This window comes from Bdellovibrionales bacterium (assembly GCA_019750295.1).
Lineage (GTDB): Bacteria > Bdellovibrionota > Bdellovibrionia > Bdellovibrionales > JAGQZY01 > JAIEOS01.
This window is the reverse complement of record JAIEOS010000059.1, coordinates 91217-106311: the sequence shown is the minus strand read 5'-3', so window position 1 is coordinate 106311 and position 15095 is coordinate 91217. Positions and strand designations below refer to the sequence as shown.

Annotated in this window: 20 protein-coding genes; 4 read left to right on the top strand and 16 right to left on the bottom strand. The window is 45.8% G+C overall.

The window, feature by feature from the left end:
• From K2Q26_11190 to K2Q26_11170, 5 genes are all read right to left on the bottom strand, one after another.
• Positions 1 to 571 (bottom strand): hypothetical protein (locus tag K2Q26_11190; protein MBY0316079.1); only part of this gene is annotated, 571 nt, incomplete at its 3' end.
• A 3-nt stretch (positions 572 to 574) separates the two neighbouring features.
• Positions 575 to 1567, bottom strand: coding sequence for an ATP-binding protein (locus K2Q26_11185; protein MBY0316078.1), 993 nt, complete (start codon positions 1565 to 1567; stop codon positions 575 to 577).
• A complete protein-coding gene (locus tag K2Q26_11180) occupies positions 1567 to 1791 on the bottom strand; it encodes a helix-turn-helix domain-containing protein (GenBank protein ID MBY0316077.1) in 225 nt (74 codons plus the stop codon). Before K2Q26_11180 ends, K2Q26_11185 begins: the two co-directional genes overlap by 1 nt.
• Positions 1792 to 1943: 152 nt before the next feature.
• On the bottom strand, positions 1944 to 2114 hold the full coding sequence (locus tag K2Q26_11175) for a hypothetical protein (GenBank protein MBY0316076.1): 171 nt from the start codon (positions 2112 to 2114) through the stop codon (positions 1944 to 1946).
• The gene (locus tag K2Q26_11170; protein ID MBY0316075.1) at positions 2101 to 2475 is read right to left on the bottom strand and encodes a recombinase family protein; all 375 of its coding nucleotides are present in this window, start codon (positions 2473 to 2475) and stop codon (positions 2101 to 2103) included. The genes K2Q26_11175 and K2Q26_11170 overlap by 14 nt, the downstream gene beginning before the upstream one ends.
• 457 nt (positions 2476 to 2932) lie before the next feature.
• Between K2Q26_11170 and K2Q26_11165 the strand changes: the two genes are divergently transcribed.
• Complete coding sequence (locus K2Q26_11165; protein MBY0316074.1) at positions 2933 to 3205, top strand: hypothetical protein; 273 nt, start codon at positions 2933 to 2935, stop codon at positions 3203 to 3205.
• Positions 3206 to 3573: 368 nt separating this feature from the next.
• On the opposite strand, the gene K2Q26_11160 is transcribed toward K2Q26_11165, so the two are convergent.
• Positions 3574 to 4815 (bottom strand): NAD(P)/FAD-dependent oxidoreductase, encoded by a 1242-nt coding sequence (locus K2Q26_11160; protein ID MBY0316073.1) that lies wholly within the window; start codon positions 4813 to 4815, stop codon positions 3574 to 3576.
• Between the two features lie 125 nt (positions 4816 to 4940).
• Here K2Q26_11160 and K2Q26_11155 point away from each other — a divergent pair, with 125 nt between their 5' ends.
• Positions 4941 to 5156: a DUF3820 family protein gene (locus tag K2Q26_11155; GenBank protein ID MBY0316072.1), complete on the top strand. Its 216-nt coding sequence runs from the start codon at positions 4941 to 4943 to the stop codon at positions 5154 to 5156.
• Positions 5157 to 5264: 108 nt separating this feature from the next.
• Here K2Q26_11155 and K2Q26_11150 read toward each other — a convergent pair whose 3' ends face one another.
• A complete protein-coding gene (locus tag K2Q26_11150; protein ID MBY0316071.1) occupies positions 5265 to 5513 on the bottom strand; it encodes a hypothetical protein in 249 nt (82 codons plus the stop codon).
• Between the two features lie 232 nt (positions 5514 to 5745).
• Here K2Q26_11150 and K2Q26_11145 point away from each other — a divergent pair, with 232 nt between their 5' ends.
• Entirely contained in the window at positions 5746 to 8403 is a 2658-nt protein-coding gene (locus tag K2Q26_11145; protein MBY0316070.1) for a hypothetical protein, read from the top strand.
• Positions 8404 to 8414: 11 nt separating this feature from the next.
• Here the strand turns inward: K2Q26_11145 and K2Q26_11140 are convergent, their stop codons facing one another.
• From K2Q26_11140 to K2Q26_11125, 4 genes are all read right to left on the bottom strand, one after another.
• Positions 8415 to 8780, bottom strand: a complete 366-nt coding sequence (locus K2Q26_11140) for a hypothetical protein (GenBank protein MBY0316069.1) — start codon at positions 8778 to 8780, stop codon at positions 8415 to 8417.
• Positions 8780 to 10279, bottom strand: a complete 1500-nt coding sequence (locus K2Q26_11135; protein MBY0316068.1) for a GMC family oxidoreductase — start codon at positions 10277 to 10279, stop codon at positions 8780 to 8782. Before K2Q26_11135 ends, K2Q26_11140 begins: the two co-directional genes overlap by 1 nt.
• Before the next feature lie 145 nt (positions 10280 to 10424).
• The gene (locus K2Q26_11130) at positions 10425 to 10811 is read right to left on the bottom strand and encodes an MAPEG family protein (GenBank protein ID MBY0316067.1); all 387 of its coding nucleotides are present in this window, start codon (positions 10809 to 10811) and stop codon (positions 10425 to 10427) included.
• Between the two features lie 13 nt (positions 10812 to 10824).
• Positions 10825 to 11307, bottom strand: a complete 483-nt coding sequence (locus tag K2Q26_11125) for a hypothetical protein (GenBank protein ID MBY0316066.1) — start codon at positions 11305 to 11307, stop codon at positions 10825 to 10827.
• Between the two features lie 78 nt (positions 11308 to 11385).
• Between K2Q26_11125 and K2Q26_11120 the strand changes: the two genes are divergently transcribed.
• Positions 11386 to 11715, top strand: coding sequence for a helix-turn-helix transcriptional regulator (locus K2Q26_11120; GenBank protein MBY0316065.1), 330 nt, complete (start codon positions 11386 to 11388; stop codon positions 11713 to 11715).
• A gap of 7 nt (positions 11716 to 11722) precedes the next feature.
• On the opposite strand, the gene K2Q26_11115 is transcribed toward K2Q26_11120, so the two are convergent.
• The 5 genes from K2Q26_11115 to K2Q26_11095 all read right to left on the bottom strand — a co-directional run bounded on the left by K2Q26_11115 (position 11723) and on the right by K2Q26_11095 (position 15030).
• Positions 11723 to 12655, bottom strand: coding sequence for a glutathione S-transferase family protein (locus K2Q26_11115; protein MBY0316064.1), 933 nt, complete (start codon positions 12653 to 12655; stop codon positions 11723 to 11725).
• 45 nt (positions 12656 to 12700) lie between these two features.
• Positions 12701 to 13702: an SDR family oxidoreductase gene (locus tag K2Q26_11110; GenBank protein MBY0316063.1), complete on the bottom strand. Its 1002-nt coding sequence runs from the start codon at positions 13700 to 13702 to the stop codon at positions 12701 to 12703.
• 7 nt (positions 13703 to 13709) lie between these two features.
• Complete coding sequence (locus K2Q26_11105; GenBank protein MBY0316062.1) at positions 13710 to 14024, bottom strand: hypothetical protein; 315 nt, start codon at positions 14022 to 14024, stop codon at positions 13710 to 13712.
• A gap of 173 nt (positions 14025 to 14197) precedes the next feature.
• The gene (locus tag K2Q26_11100; GenBank protein MBY0316061.1) at positions 14198 to 14740 is read right to left on the bottom strand and encodes an Hsp20/alpha crystallin family protein; all 543 of its coding nucleotides are present in this window, start codon (positions 14738 to 14740) and stop codon (positions 14198 to 14200) included.
• Positions 14741 to 14847: 107 nt separating this feature from the next.
• A complete protein-coding gene (locus K2Q26_11095) occupies positions 14848 to 15030 on the bottom strand; it encodes a hypothetical protein (protein MBY0316060.1) in 183 nt (60 codons plus the stop codon).
• Between the last annotated feature and the right edge of the window lie 65 nt (positions 15031 to 15095).

The window sequence follows — 15095 nt, the reverse complement described above, 5'->3', positions numbered from 1 at the left end:
CGCCCACCACGCAAGGAAAGTTCAAACCAAAAAGATTCATTTTTTTTGGAGCCTTCTCCATCGAAGATAGTTTTGGTCCCCAGACAAGCGAGAAGAGCATTCGGTCAACTTCAACGATACTTTCAATTGGAGCAATTAAGTCGTTGTTCGCGGGTTTCGGAACTTTACTTTTGCTTCTTGAGGAAACTTTGGGTTTTTCGCCATAAGCGTTGATTTTTTTCTTTAGAGCGGAGAGATCGCCTTTAGAGACATCTAGAATAGTCGTTCGCTCCTCAGGAATATCAAATAAAACCCGAACACCACTGAGCTTGTCACCTAGGCTGTCAACCTTGAGCTGGGAACCCTCTGCACGCTTGACAGCGACGACAGCTCCTTTTGCTTCAGCCAATTTGTTTTTGGACTTAGATTGAATATGCTTTTCTACATTGGAGAGTTGATCCAAAAGATATTTTCTGTGTTCTTTGGGATTCCTAGGAGGCAATGGGGTTTTCGGAAAGAACTGGCGAATAGACGTAAATTTTTTCGGCGCCTTCATTTTGGAAAAAATGAACGGTAATTTTTTGTCCGCCATAGGTTATCTCTTACGCTTGGGTTTCAGTAAAACTTTTCGTTCCCCAAGGAGATCAAAGGCCCATTTCAAATCCTCTTGATTTGGCGTATTTCGATTAGATAAAGCCATATTGCGGATAACATCGTCACAGGCTCTGGCAATGTCGGCAAAGCTCAAACCCACAGACTGTTGGCCAATTTTGGTTAAGTATGCGGAGCCAATTTCGAACTGGGCGAACCTAGTCGAAATCAGTGATTGAATCTGCTGTTTAGTTGGTAGGGGGAAGCTGACAACTGAATCAAAGCGTCTCAGTAGTGCTCGATCAATTAAATCTTCAAAATTAGTTGCCGCAATAATTGGGCTCTGACTTCGATCAGCATCTAGCATCTGCAAGAATGAAGTTACAACTCGCTTTACTTCACCGACATCAACGGCGTCTGAGCGATGTTTTCCGATGGCGTCAAACTCATCGAAAAAATAAACTGCCGGACGTCTGGACATTTCATTAAATATGGTTCGCAGGTGAGTTGCTGTAGCTCCAAGAAACTTTGAGAAAAGGGCGTCGAAGCGAACAGTCATGAGTGGAAGACCAAGTTCGGCAGCTAGAACTCTCGCAGTTAGGGTCTTTCCGCAACCTGGTGGGCCAAAGAAAAGCAGTCTACGAGTCGCCTGCACTCCAAAATCTTGCAGGGTTGAGCGCCGGCGATTTTCAAGAACTATGCGCTTTAGTGTAGCTTCATTTTCTTCTCCAAGAACCACGTTACGAAAACCCTCTTGGGGGAAAGTACATTCGATCAACTCAGCCAATTCGCCTCGGGGTTGTGCGATATTGATCGGCTCAGAAATCATCTCTGATCTCTCTGGCATTTTAGAGATCAACTCGCGCAACTCTTCGGCCAGCTTAGAGTGGCCTATACGACTTTCATTGGCCGCTATTTGCAAGGCGCTCTTACGAAAGAGATCGGAATCATTGTTCGCATATGCTCGAAGAAGTTGTTTTATCAAATCAGCAGACACTATTCGGCCCTCAATTCATCCCGCTTGTAGAGACTCCTGGCATATTGCTTCTCGAAGATTTCAAGAAGTTTGAGGGCCGGACCAGAAGCCTGTCTAGAGCCTGATTCCCAATGAGCAACAGCAGCAGCGGACACACCAAACTCACGTGCAAGACCACGCTGAGAAAGCTCCAATAACGACCTAAGATTTCGGAATCGAGCAGCGGCTGGCTTTTTAGAATTCATGGTACTTAGCTTACCTAGTAAGCAAGATTATGGCAAACGTTAACTTGCATGCGATTGCATAAATAATAGTCTTTCTAAATCCTTAGCAGACATTGGTTTGAGAAATCTCTTTTGAGGAACGAAACACTTGTCCAATTTTCACATAAAAGCATTCATTTCTTTAGGAGCAACAAAGGTGGCTTGCCCCAGTTGGAGGATCTGGACTCTTTGAGCACTTGAAATTGCGCCATCCGAACAGAATTAATAAGCCGCGGCAGCTGACCTGTAGCAGCAGTAAGAAAAACAAAAATCACAACTGCTTCGATAAGTTTATTTGGAATCATGAGACTCTCCTCTTTGTTGATGACGCTTAACAATCGAAATAACAAGACCGTGAAACCATTTTTTGGAACTTCGAGATTTGATCTGCTGATCATTTAAAATATTTGCGATGGACCGCGAACTCTCGCCCTTTTGCCAAAGCTGAAGTATTTTTTGGACCACTCGATATTCGCTTGGATCGGGCACTAGCCTTCCATCAAGCCAACCGTAGCCATAAGGTAAGACCGGGGAACGACGAGGCAAGGACTGCGATCCATGATGGTTCGGTCCAATTCTTGTTGGCCTAAGTGTGTAGCCATGAGACCGCAGCGATTCACGGATCGATGATTTTGCAAATCCTGTTTGCTCTTGAATCTCTCGCAAAGAGTATCCCGCTATGTAAAGCGGAGCACAAACTGCAAAAATTCGTTCTTTTGTTTTTGGGAAAAATCTAATAGTATCATGGTGATGAGTGGTTGTTTTGCTTTGTGCGCCTGTCTTTGGTCCAACGCCACCATTTTTTGATCATTCAGATATTGACCGCGAACCCCATTTACCTTTCCAATTTAATCCTATACATATCGTCAAAAAATGGTTCTACGGTTCTACGGTTGGAAAATGAGTTTTTATAAATAATTGATTTATCGATATTGTTGTCGAAACAATCAGATAATACTTCCTAAAAATAGATAAACTATGTGACGTCATAAAGGATGATAAAACTTTTGCTATATCAATTTAAGCTCCCTATCATAAACGATTATCCTAAAATTTGACTCTTCTTTTTCGATTTATTACCATCCGGAGTCTGATCTAAAGTGCAGTAGCACAAGGAACGAATATGAAGATTAAGTTAGCTAATTTTAGCAAACACAAACTGCAAAAACAATTAAAGTTCGAAAAAAATCGTGGTTACATATCCTTTTCAGGCGACTATGATGACGATTCGAATTCTGCAAAAAGCTGGCTATTGAATATTCTAGCGGTTCCAAACAAAGATAAGCCAGATCATGAACACTTTTTTTTATCTTTAGGTGAAGTCAAAAAACTGCATAAATATCTGGATAATTATTTAAAAGAACTTAATAAACATAAATTTAAGAAAACAAATTAACCGCTGCTGGTCTCAATATAGCTCAAGATCAAGAAGTAAATTAACAATGTCTAATTTGAATTGCGCTGATAGATTTAAAAAAATCAGAATCCTCATTAACAAATATCCAAAAAGTAATAGTGCCAATTACAACTGCTGCTCTCGCCTGCTCGTTCGATAAAGTTTAAGTGTATTTAACTAAAAAAAGCGACGGTGGCCCACGGACTGCAAACAGATCTTCAATTCACAGCAATTTTCTCCGGTCCGTTTAAGTTTTGACCTTTGAGGTCATATACATGTAACGAACGAATTGATTTGTAGGTACATCAGATGAGGTGCCTTTTCCGTTAACATCTAGAGATTTTATGCAATGTCGAAGAGATCAATATCTAACCAACCATACTCTGCGCGGCGATCCAGCCGCCGGTCCAAGCGTTTTGGAAGTTGAAGCCGCCAGTGATTCCGTCGACATCGAGGACTTCGCCGGCGAAATAAAGGCCTGGGACTAATTTGCTCTGCATGGTTTTAAAATCGATTTCTTTGAGGGAGACTCCTCCGCATTCGACAAATTCGTCTTTGAATCTATTTTTTCCTAAGACTTTAAATTCGGTGGCGAAAAGGACTTCGGCGATTTGCTGTATTTCTTTGTTAGAGACATCGGCCCAACGCTTGTCTTCGGAGACTTGGGCTTTGGCTAAAACTTTCACCCAGAAGCGTTTGGCCAACTGTTCGGGATAGATATTGTGGACCTGGGATTTGACGGCCTGGGATTTTATGCTCTTGAGCAGATCTAAAACTTCGTCAATGCGTTGAGCTCCGAGCCAATTCACCTTGAGATCGGCTTTGTAGTCGGCATGGAGCATTTCGCGTGCGGCCCATGCGGAGATTTTTAAGACTGCGGGTCCACTCACTCCCCAATGGGTGATGAGCAGAGGTCCCCGTTCCTTAAATGGCTTTTCGTTAGGGATCAGCAATTTCACTTCGGCGTTTTCGAAGCTTAAGCCTGAGAGCTCTTCGAGCAAGGGGTCGGTCACTTTAAAACTAAATAGCGACGGTGCAAGCTCGGTAATGGTGTGCCCTACATTTTTGGCAAGCTCGTAACCTTGAGCACTACTGCCCGTCGCGATCATGACGGCATCGGCGATGATGGTGTCACTGTTGCGAATCTCCACCGTGAGTGTCCCGTCCTCGTTCTTGCGAACGGCCTCGGCCTTGTGATGCAATTGCAGCTTTACGCCCGCGGCGCGCGCGGCCTCGGTAAAACATTCGATGATGGTCTCTGAACTATTTGTAACGGGAAACATGCGCCCGTCCTCTTCGGCAACGATAGGGACTCCGCGCTTTTCGAACCACTCCAGCGTGTCCTTGGCTTGAAATCTTTGAAACGCTGAGAGGAGTTCTTTAGCCCCTCGCGGGTAACGCTCGCAGAAGGCGCGAGGTTCGAACAGATTATGCGTGACGTTGCAGCGGCCGCCGCCAGAGATTCTGACTTTTTTGAGTGTGCTCCCCGAGAGCTCTAAAAGTTGCACCTCTCCCGGAAGGCCTTTGGATTTTAAGTTTTCGGCGGCATTGATGGCCGTAAAAAATCCTGCGGCGCCACCGCCGATGATCACTATTCTGCGCCCGCTCACAAATATTCCTTCGACTAGGGGTGAATCTTACCGAATTCCACATTTACGAAGAAATTGACCGGGGAACAAGACAATTTTTATCAGAACGCATTGATAAACCCTCCGTTTAATCCTACGATGCTCTGATGTTCGATACAGAGTGCTTAGTTAAACTTGCCAATTGGAAAATGCCCTACGGGAAGTACAAGGGCTACCGGATGATGGATCTTCCTGAATCTTATGTGGTGTGGTTTTCTAAGACGGGCTTTCCCGAGGGAGAATTAGGAGAGCTATTGGCCATACTCTACGAAATTAAACTGAACGGTCTTGAGGGTCTTTTAAGACCGCTCAAGGAGTATTGATTCCAAAAGACAAAGTCCGCTTCATTTCGCGGTTCTCACAAAGAATTACTCAAATGCGAAGCAACGAACCGTGGTGAGGACCTGAGTTGCTGGTGGGGGGCTAGAGGTCTAATCCATCCAATCGACGATCACTTGGCGCGCGCAAAAAGCGGATCCCCCATTTTTAAGGCGCATGTTCCAGATATAGCCATGGTCATAAGTAAAGAAGGCTCTATCAACACGTGAGATCCCACTGCGACACTCGATTTGAACGCGTTGGATGCATTCTTTGCGATCGTTGGAATTGAGCGAAGGAATTGCATAACTAGATGTGGGGGCGAAAATCATAATAAGAACGACTAGACTGAATAACTTCACAAAAGCTCCTTTGTTTAGATCTGGGCAACGGTTTCTGAGTGCAGCTTTAGCGTTGAGGGCAATAGAACACAAGCCACCCTGATCTCCTCCCCAAATTTACATACCCATTACAATGGAGCTATCCAATCCACAGAAGATGAATTCGCTCCAAACCTCCAGCTAAAGCTTGCAAAAAATCCATTTTCCGAACAAATATCAAGCGACTTAAGACCTCTCCATCAAGGGAAGCTGTATGAAAAAATTTTACTTTTTGACCGCACTCTCTATCTTCGCACTCGCCCTGATCTTTGCCACTCCCCGCTCGGCGAGTGCTTGGACGAAAACTTTTGGCGGCAAAAAATATGATTCGGGTAAAGGTGTCGCTTTAAGAAAGAATGGCAACATCGTTGTTGTCGGCGAATACGAAAAACTCGGTGGCCCTGCCCCGTCGAATCCCCTGGAGCATAACTCGGACTTTACTCTTGTGGAATACACTTCCAAAGGTCGCTTTCTTCGCCAAGTGGATGTGGGTGGATCCAGTTACGATTCGGCGGCGGCTGTAGCGAGCACTCCCGACGGTGGACTTGTTTTAGTGGGAACGTCTCGCTCCACTGACGGAGCGGTGAAAGGCCACCACGGCTCTAAGGAAAACTCTGATATTTGGGTCGTTAAGTTACGACACGACAACACCATCGAATGGGAGCGTTCGATCGGTGGCACCGCGGAAGACACCGGGCAGACCGTTTCTGTTTTAATGGATGGACACATTCTAGTCGGTGGCGATTCTTATTCGATGGACGGCGATATTGCTGGGCCTCAATCAAAAAATCATCACCACGGTTGTGGAGGAACGCGCGATTATCTGATCTCCAAACTCTCTCCTGATGGAAAAATTCTTTGGGTGGCGTCTTACGGCGGAACGAACGAAGAGTACATTTCCCAAATCACCGCCACCGCCGATGGCGGTGGGATCACGGTGGGCCGTACGGAAAGTTTTGACGGCGATGTGACAAACTTTATGGGCGAGTACGATGCCTGGGTGGTGAAATTTGATTCCTCCGGCGCGATCCAGTGGCAAAAAACCCTCGGCGGATCGATGTGGGATTGGGGAAGCGCCATCCTCGTGAGCCAAGAGGGCGGCTATCTTTTTGCGGGCTACACTTACTCTTGGGACGTCGAAGGAGCGCGCATCATCGGCGAATACGACAATTTCTTGGTCAAGTTAGATCAAAATGGAGAAAGCGAGTGGACCAAAATTTATGGGGGCGAAGTTGATGAATTCCTCCACACGGCCCTGCAGTTGAAAGACGGAAGTTATGTGATGGCGGGATCCTCGGCCTCTCATGATGGTGATGTGGATAAAAATCGCGGTAGTGCCGACTTCTATATCTTGCGAGTGGATTCCAAAGGAAATATTTTAGGGCAAAAAACTATGGGCGGGAGCAGTTACGAAATTCCAGGGCTGGGATCCTCTTCCGTGCAACTTCCCGATGGGAGCGTGGTCATTGTCGGAGAAACTGAATCTACCGATGGCGATGTCAAGGGCTCCTCGGGTGACTATGACTTTTGGATCGTGAATGTAGATCCTTTAAAATTTAAAATTGCGGATCCATCAAAGACTCAAGAAACCTCAACAGTTAAGACTCAACATCCTCCTTCGGTCGAATGGCTTAAGAATTATGGCGGATCTAAAGATGATCGCCCGCAGGACAGTCCTCAAGCCCTTGTGCGCACCACCGACGGTTACGCTTTTGTGGCGACGACGAAATCCGAAGACGGAGATATTAAAAACCATCAAGGCGAAAACGATGTCCTGGTTGTGAAAACCGGTTGGAATGGCGAAAAAATTTGGGCCCGAACTTATGGGGGCTCTAAAAATGATCAAGGCGCTGCCATCGCCGCTCTTCCCGATGGTGGGTTTGTCTTCACCGCAACGTCGAGCTCAGAGGATGGAGATGCCCTGGGAAAAAAACAACTGAGTGACATCTGGTTAGTTCGAATTAATTCCAAGGGAGATATTCTCTGGCAAAAGAATTTTGGCGGTGCAGGGCCCGATTTCGCAGCCTCGATCACTGTCACCTCAAAGGGCGATATCCTCGTGGGCGGTACGGTTTACAACACCGACCCGCTTTGCTCTCAAAATTTAAGCGCTTACGACTGGTGGGTGGCGAAAATTTCCCCCGACGGCAAAGTTAAATGGCAAAAAAAGTTCGGCGGAACTTCCAATGAGACTCTCACCCAAGTGATTGAATCCCGTGACGGAGGGATTTTAATTTCTGGAAAATCGGAGTCGGACAATGGCGACGCCATCGGTAACCACGGCACTTATGATTTCCTCGTGATCAAGTTAAATGCCGAAGGCGATAAATTATGGTCCAACACCTATGGCGGTTGGGACTGGGAGTGGGGAAATGCCATTACCGAAGCCAAAGATGGCAGCATCATTGTCACAGGTTACACCTATAGCTTTAAAGATTGGTATGTCGGTCAAGTGAAAGGCAGTCACGGCGAATTTGACTACTGGGTGATTCGGCTCGATGCCAACGGAAAACTCATCTGGCAAAAATGTTTTGGGGGCGCCAACTACGAACTCGGCTATGGCGTGGTCCAAACCAGCGACGGAAACTTCGCCATGATCGGCGGAAGCCCCTCTTCGGATCAACAAGTCCAAGGCCATCGTGGCAAATGGGACGCGTGGCTCATTCGCTTTTCAATCGATGGAGACTTCCTGGGACAACAGACCATTGGTGGAAGTGAGTACGATGCCGCTTACGCGATCGTCGAAGGCCCCAATCAAAGCCTGACAATCCTGGGCGAAAGTTTTTCTGAGGATGGCGATGTCACCGATCCTCAAGGGGAAAACGATATTTTCTTGGCGAATATTTTAATGTCCAAGGTGAAAAAGCCTTAGCGATTTTGGCGCTATTGAGAGCGAGTTGTTTTTAAACTCGCTAGCGCACACAAACGGCCTTCGGTGCGACTAAGCACCCACCGGTTCCATTTAAAAACATGACCATTCAAGTAATCGCTCTTCACTTGCTCTCGTACTTTATCGACGAGATGAGGCTTTTCGAAAAAAGAATCGGCCGAGTCCTCGATCCAAGCGTTGAGCTCCGATAACTCCGGCTCTTGCCCGAACTGCACCAAATAATCGTCTCCAATGACCACGGGCAACTGCGCCCGGTCTCCAAAAGCTGCGAGTGCATTGAGAGGGATACCTTCTAAAACCACAAGGCTTGTGAGATAACCTAAAGATTTAAGAAAAGTTCTTCGTCTTGGATCTAACATTAAAACCTCATCTTTAAATGGTCACTCAAGCGCAAAGCTAGGGCGACAATTGTTAAAGTAGGATTGCCGTAACCGCCAGTGGGAAACACCGAGCTCCCCGCAATGTACAAATTATTTAAACCATGGGCGCGGCTATTGGCATCGACGACGCCCTCTTTGGGATTTGTCGACATGCGCGTGGTCCCCATGTGGTGACAGCCGATCCACACACTCCCCGGCCAAAGATTTTCCTCCAACATTTTGAGCTGAGATCGCCCGAGGCCTAAAAACGAAAGGTGCGACATCACGGCCTCTGTCGAAATTCGAATGGAGTCCAAATCTTTCTGCGAAAAATTCACGTTCATTTTGATGCGATTCAGCCCAAGCTCATCTTTTTGAGTTCCTAAAAAGACACGGTTATTGGAGTTGGGCTCCATATCGGCACGGACATTGAGAATCGAGAACTTGGGCGTCTCGGTGGTATCACTGACGAGTGCCTTCATCTGCTCGAGAGTTTTGGAATTGGAGGGCTCATCGCCGTCGGCCATAATTTCGCACGAGTAACTCATGGTTTTGTTTTTTCTTTGAAACTCGGGACTGGTCACAAAAATCCGTTTGCTTTGTCCAGGTCCGAGGGCTGCGAAACTCTTTAGCCAATCGGTTCCTTTTAAATTCATGAGTACGGCAAATTCGGAATGGGGATGTTCTAGGAAATACCGACCAACAACATCATTCTGATTGCACAGTCCTGCTGGTGCTTGGTGGTTGGAATTTAAAAGCAGTCTCGGATTCTCGAGCCCCCCACACGCCAACACAAAAACCTGGGCATGGACTTCGAAACTTACGCCATTTTGATTTTTACAAATGACTTTTTCAATGCGCTCATGAAATGGATCCATGTCCAAGCGAATCACGTTGGCATTGGTCGCCACGGTGACGTTGGCAGACTGATGGAGTTCGTCTCTATATTTTTCTCCAAATCTCGTCGGAGGACTGTAGGAAAAGTAGCGCTGCTCCAGTTTTGAATTCAACGAACTTTCTGCGAACAGCTGATCGTAATCTTCCGACGGCACAAAAAGTTCGGACTGGGAGAGATTCTCAAAATTAAATCGTGGGATTTCGATCAAGTCGCAGGCTTTGTCGTAGTAGCGAAGAATTTCCCGGCGAAGAAAGGGCCAGCCACTGTGATCCACCCAATCCTTTTGTACAAAGTCGTTCTCCTCCAAGGGACAACTCCACCCTCCCCAATGACCTGTTGAGCCGCCAAAATAACGGAGGCGGGACCAGCCCGGGTAAGTGCCATCTAAAACGCTTTCGGTGTTGGTGGTGACGGATTCGGCCTCGTAAACGGCCTGAGACTTTTGATCATACTCATAGTCGCCCGCCTCGAGCAGCAGGACCGGTACGTTCGTGCCTACAAATTCGCGTGCGATAGTAATACCCGCAGCGCCCGCACCAATGACGGCCACCTGTGTTTTAAAAATTCGCTTTTCAGAGAGATGATTTGCGTTAAACTCCAATTGAGCCCCCACAATAAAGAGAATACCGAACCTCGATAACTCGACCTTTAAAAGGTCACAATGGGAATCCTAGGCGAGAATGCAAAGGATGTTTTTTACAAAAACTAACCCCTTTGCCAGTCTGACAAATTGTAAAAAATAATATTTAACTCTGCATGACATAGGCATAGATGTTGATTATTGCGAGGGCATTCATTGGCCATAAAGTGAGTTGCATGGCGAGCTTTCTTTTCTTAACAGTACGTTCTTTATCTTTCATCGTTAAATAGTGAAGCACACGCCCCACTGAAAACGTCACCCCTATTACGTGGAGGAGAACACTATTAGTGTTTTGCTGTTCTAGTAAAAAAAACATCAATAGGAATAGTGGAGCATAACTTGAGAAGTTACCGTGGGCCGAAACTAAATGAAGGACCTCGTTATTCGCGCCAGGACCCAGCGATACTTTTTCACGCCCTCGGGCAATAATGGTGTCGAGCGAGATCTTAAAATACAGTAACCCAAGTAAGCCAATATAGAGGGAAGTCATCATAGTATTTGTTTCTTTAAAGGGGTTTGTATTCTTTCATCTTTTCTTTTTGAATGATCTCTTCGATTTGACTCCAGCTTAATGGAATCTCACTGGCCTTGACCTTAAAAACCAAGGATCGCATCTGTCGAATGGCGGAATCAGAGGTGTACATCGCATCGACGTGCTGGCGAGAGTTGGCAAATTGGTCTAAGGCCTCCTTGCTTTCCCAAACTGTATAGGTCCACACCTCTTCCCCCAGCAGACGGAGACGAATAGAGCCCACCAGATAGCCCATGTTTTGCTCTAAATTTTTGTAGATCTCCTGGGTTTTTCGATCAAATAGAGATCTCTTGGAGCGGATGACGTAGGCATTGGTGATAGCGACATAAACATCACGATTGAGATCTCCTTTGAGAGTTTCCGCAGAGCTATCATATCCAGGACCGGACATGGGCCGGGATATAGCAAAACCCAACAAGGTCCAAAGACCCAAAATTAAAAAGATAAAATGTTTCATGGATAAAAGAATATCAGGAGGTCACTATTAAATCAATAGTTACTATCGATTTAATAAATATTGTGCTAAAATAAGGCTATGAGTAGTAAAGTGATCGTTCGGGGGCTTAACTGCCCGGTGGCGCGAAGTTTAGAAATTATTGGTGATAGATGGACCATTTTGATCCTCCGCGATCTTTTTCTGGATGGCCCTAAGAAAAACCAAGAGCTTCAAAATTCGCTCCAAGGTATTTCCCCCAACATCCTCTCCAATCGTTTAAAAAAATTGGTTCAATTCAATATTATCGAAAGAGTCATTTACTCCGAGAACCCGCCGCGATACGAGTACCAACTGACAAAAAAAGGAAATTCCCTACGACCCGTCCTCGAGGAACTCCGAGATTGGGGAAAAGCCAATACTTCTGCTTAGAGCCAGTTCACATCATGGATGAAGGCCCGATAGGAACGATTCGGTAAGGATTTATAAAATCGTGGGAATAATAGTAGTGGTGTTTGATCTGCTTCATATTCGTTGTCGACTTGACGGCGTCCATCTCCATAAACCGTTGGAGGTAGGCCGAAAGATTTTTATATTCGGAGATTTTTTTCACATTACATTTAAAGTGGACGTAGTAAACGCTATCAAAGCGAATAAGCGTCGTGAGAAGTCGAATGTCGGCCTCCGTCAGCTGACTCCCCACTAAATATTGCCGCTTTTCTAAATGAGCTTCGATTTGATCGAGAGTTTTAAACAATTTACTGCAGGCGTCTTCGTAGGCTTTTTGTTTCTTTGCAAATCCCGATTTATAAACCCCATTGTTGACGGGCTCGTAAGTGACTTCATTCATTTGATCAATCTCGGAGCGCAGGGCTTCAGGGTAGAGATCAATTTGAGTGGGACTGAGTTTTTCGAAAGCCGTATTAAAAATGCGAAGAATCTCTGAAGACTCATTATTAACAATGGATTCGGTCTTCTTATCCCAAAGAATCGGCACTGTGACTTTGGTTGTGACCTTGGGATCGTGCCTTTGATAAATATTGTAGAGATATTTGCTATTATATAAAGTGTCACCGGTGGAACCGTCGAAATCTTTTCGAAATTCCCAGCTGTTCTCCAGCATCTCCGGATGCACTACACTGACACTAATAAAATCTTGCAGTTTTTTAAGATGACGTGTGATCAGGGTGCGATGAGCCCAAGGACACGCCAAACTCACAGACAGATGATAGCGATCGGCTTCGGGCTTAAACTTTTCGTGATCCTCGGAAATCTGGTCGCGAAATACAGAGGCCTCACGCTCAAACGCTCCACCCACTCCACTGGTTGCGACTTCGTCATTGTGCCACTGCCCGTTTTTTAAATGTCCCATCGTTTCTCCTCGCAGTCACCCACCATAGCATTGCTTGCGAGAAGATCAACCCCTGAGAGTCAAATCGAAATGGGGAACGTGCGAATCCTGATCGTCTTCGGAAAAATCGTGTTGCGGGTTCCACTTTGATTTTAACATTTCATTACGCTCGTACTCCGCATCCATGTAGTAGTGATCGTCTTCGCCCCAACGAAAAATTCGCGGCAGAGAATAGTACATCAAACTCAAATAAATCCGATGGGGTAAAATTTTGCGAAGCAGTCCAAAAAAATAAGCATCAATCGTGACCGGCACACGGAGCGGAGGATTGGAACTTTCCATCACCTTTCGAATCTTCTTAGCAATGGATGCTGGAGTTGCCGGTGAAAGCTTCATGAGTTTGGCGATAAATGGCGCCATCGAGCTGTAATGATAATAGTAGGGATTATTTTTATCCTGAATGGATTTACGACTTTCTCGTGAAAACTGGACATTCTTAAACGAATCCGAATTTATAAATCCAGGTTGAATCAGGCAAACTTTAATTTTCCAGGGACGAACCTCGTACCATAGAGCTTCGGTGGCTCCCTCGAGAGCAAACTTCGAGGCACTGTAAATCGACATGGTTGGCATCGCCATCATTCCAGCCACAGAGGAAAGATTAATAATGTGACCCGATCGCTTTTTTCTCATATGAGGAAGGACCCCTCGGATCAACGCCATCGGAGCTCTAAAGTTGGTGTCGATCTGCTGAAGGCGCTCCGTCTCGTTAACTTGCTCCACAACGCTTCTTAAACAGTAGCCCGCATTGTTCACAAGGACATCAATGCCACCCAGTTTTTCCGTAGCTTCGGTGAGTACGCTGTCTCTTTCCGATTTATTTAAAACGTCGAGGGGGCGGATCCAAAGATTTTCACCCTCCACGATTCCCGCCTCCTTGAATCTCTCCAAAGAAGACCTTCTCGCCGTCGCTATCACGTGATAATTTTTGGACTGAAGGAGTTCCTGCACAAGTGCTAAACCCAAGCCGGTGCTCGCTCCAGTGATCAACACCACACGTTGACGCATTGGAGCCTCATTGGTCGAAGGAGAAAGTGGAATCCTTAAAGCGGACTCGCCCCCAAGTTTCCAACTGATTCCGAATTGTTTTTTCAACCTGCTGAAGAGCTTTAAAAGGACTATCGCTTATGGCATCTGCCACAAATGTTCCTGCCTGGGAAACAATTCGACAAGAAACTTCTATGGCTTTTTTTGTTTTACGAACTGCAATCTTCGTCGTCGAGTCACTGGGCGCATTCCAGTGCAATTTATCCCCGACGAACCAAACGAAATCTTTCACTTCGTCATCTGGCTTAAATCCCAAAAACTCAAATTGAAGATCGTTCATCATAAATACCTCCTTTATTTATGAGAGCTTTTGCACTCTTCTTTTTTATTTTGGAAATGGCTCTTAAAATGTCAAGATTGGAAAATTTTGCTCATTTTCAAATCTAGACTTTGGATTATAAACAAAAAATATCGTGGCTGCGCCGCAAGGGCAGCCACGATCTCCAACCCCCAGCACTAGGAGTGCTTCACGTCTTTCATTTCGGGAGAAGAATCCTTTTTAGATCCTAGGAGCTGGCTCAAAAATCCCGATTTTCCCGTTTGAATCGGAATAGTTCTCCCCTGCGCAATCTCCGCTTTTGGCAAGGCTACGTTTAAAACGCCGTTTTCGTAGTGAGCTTCAATCTTATCGGCCGCAACAGATTCAGGAAGTGTAAAACTGCGCTCAAAACGGCCATAGGATCTCTCGTGACGGAGAGTAGTCTCGTCCTCTTCTTTGGTGGCACGATGACGCTCGCCCGAAACGAACAATTGATTTCTTTTCACTTCGATCTTTACGTCTTCCTTTTTAACACCGGGCATATCAAAGCTGATCAAGTAGTGATCTTTCGTTTCGCTGACATCACAGCTCGGCTGAAAATTGTGGCTGGTCGCCAACGTGGGTCGAAGAAAACTTTCGACAATTTGATCAAACTCTTCAAACGCATCCCCCATCTGAATGGGAGACAAACTGCGACGTGGCCATGACCACGTTGTGGAAATTGGACTTAACATTCTCATTTTGGACCTCCTATTGGGTTAATGGTTATCGTTGATCTCGTATCAACGGTTATACCAAAAACCTGGGACCGGTAAAAAAAATGTCAAGGACGCGACCTAAAAAAAATTTATGGCCGCTGAAATGGCCTAAATCCCGAATTGATAATGGGGAAGAAGAGCAAACCGTTTTTGTGAGAAATATTCAGAAGGCCGATCTGCAATCCATGAAGATGATCGGTGACGTTAAAGAGACCGAGCTGAACTCCGTAAACAGATGCGGCGCAGTTGTAAGCTCCCACCTGAAATTCCATATTTATGCATAATCGTAGTCTAAGAGAGCTCCGACGAGATGACAAGGTCCACGAACCTGAGTAGC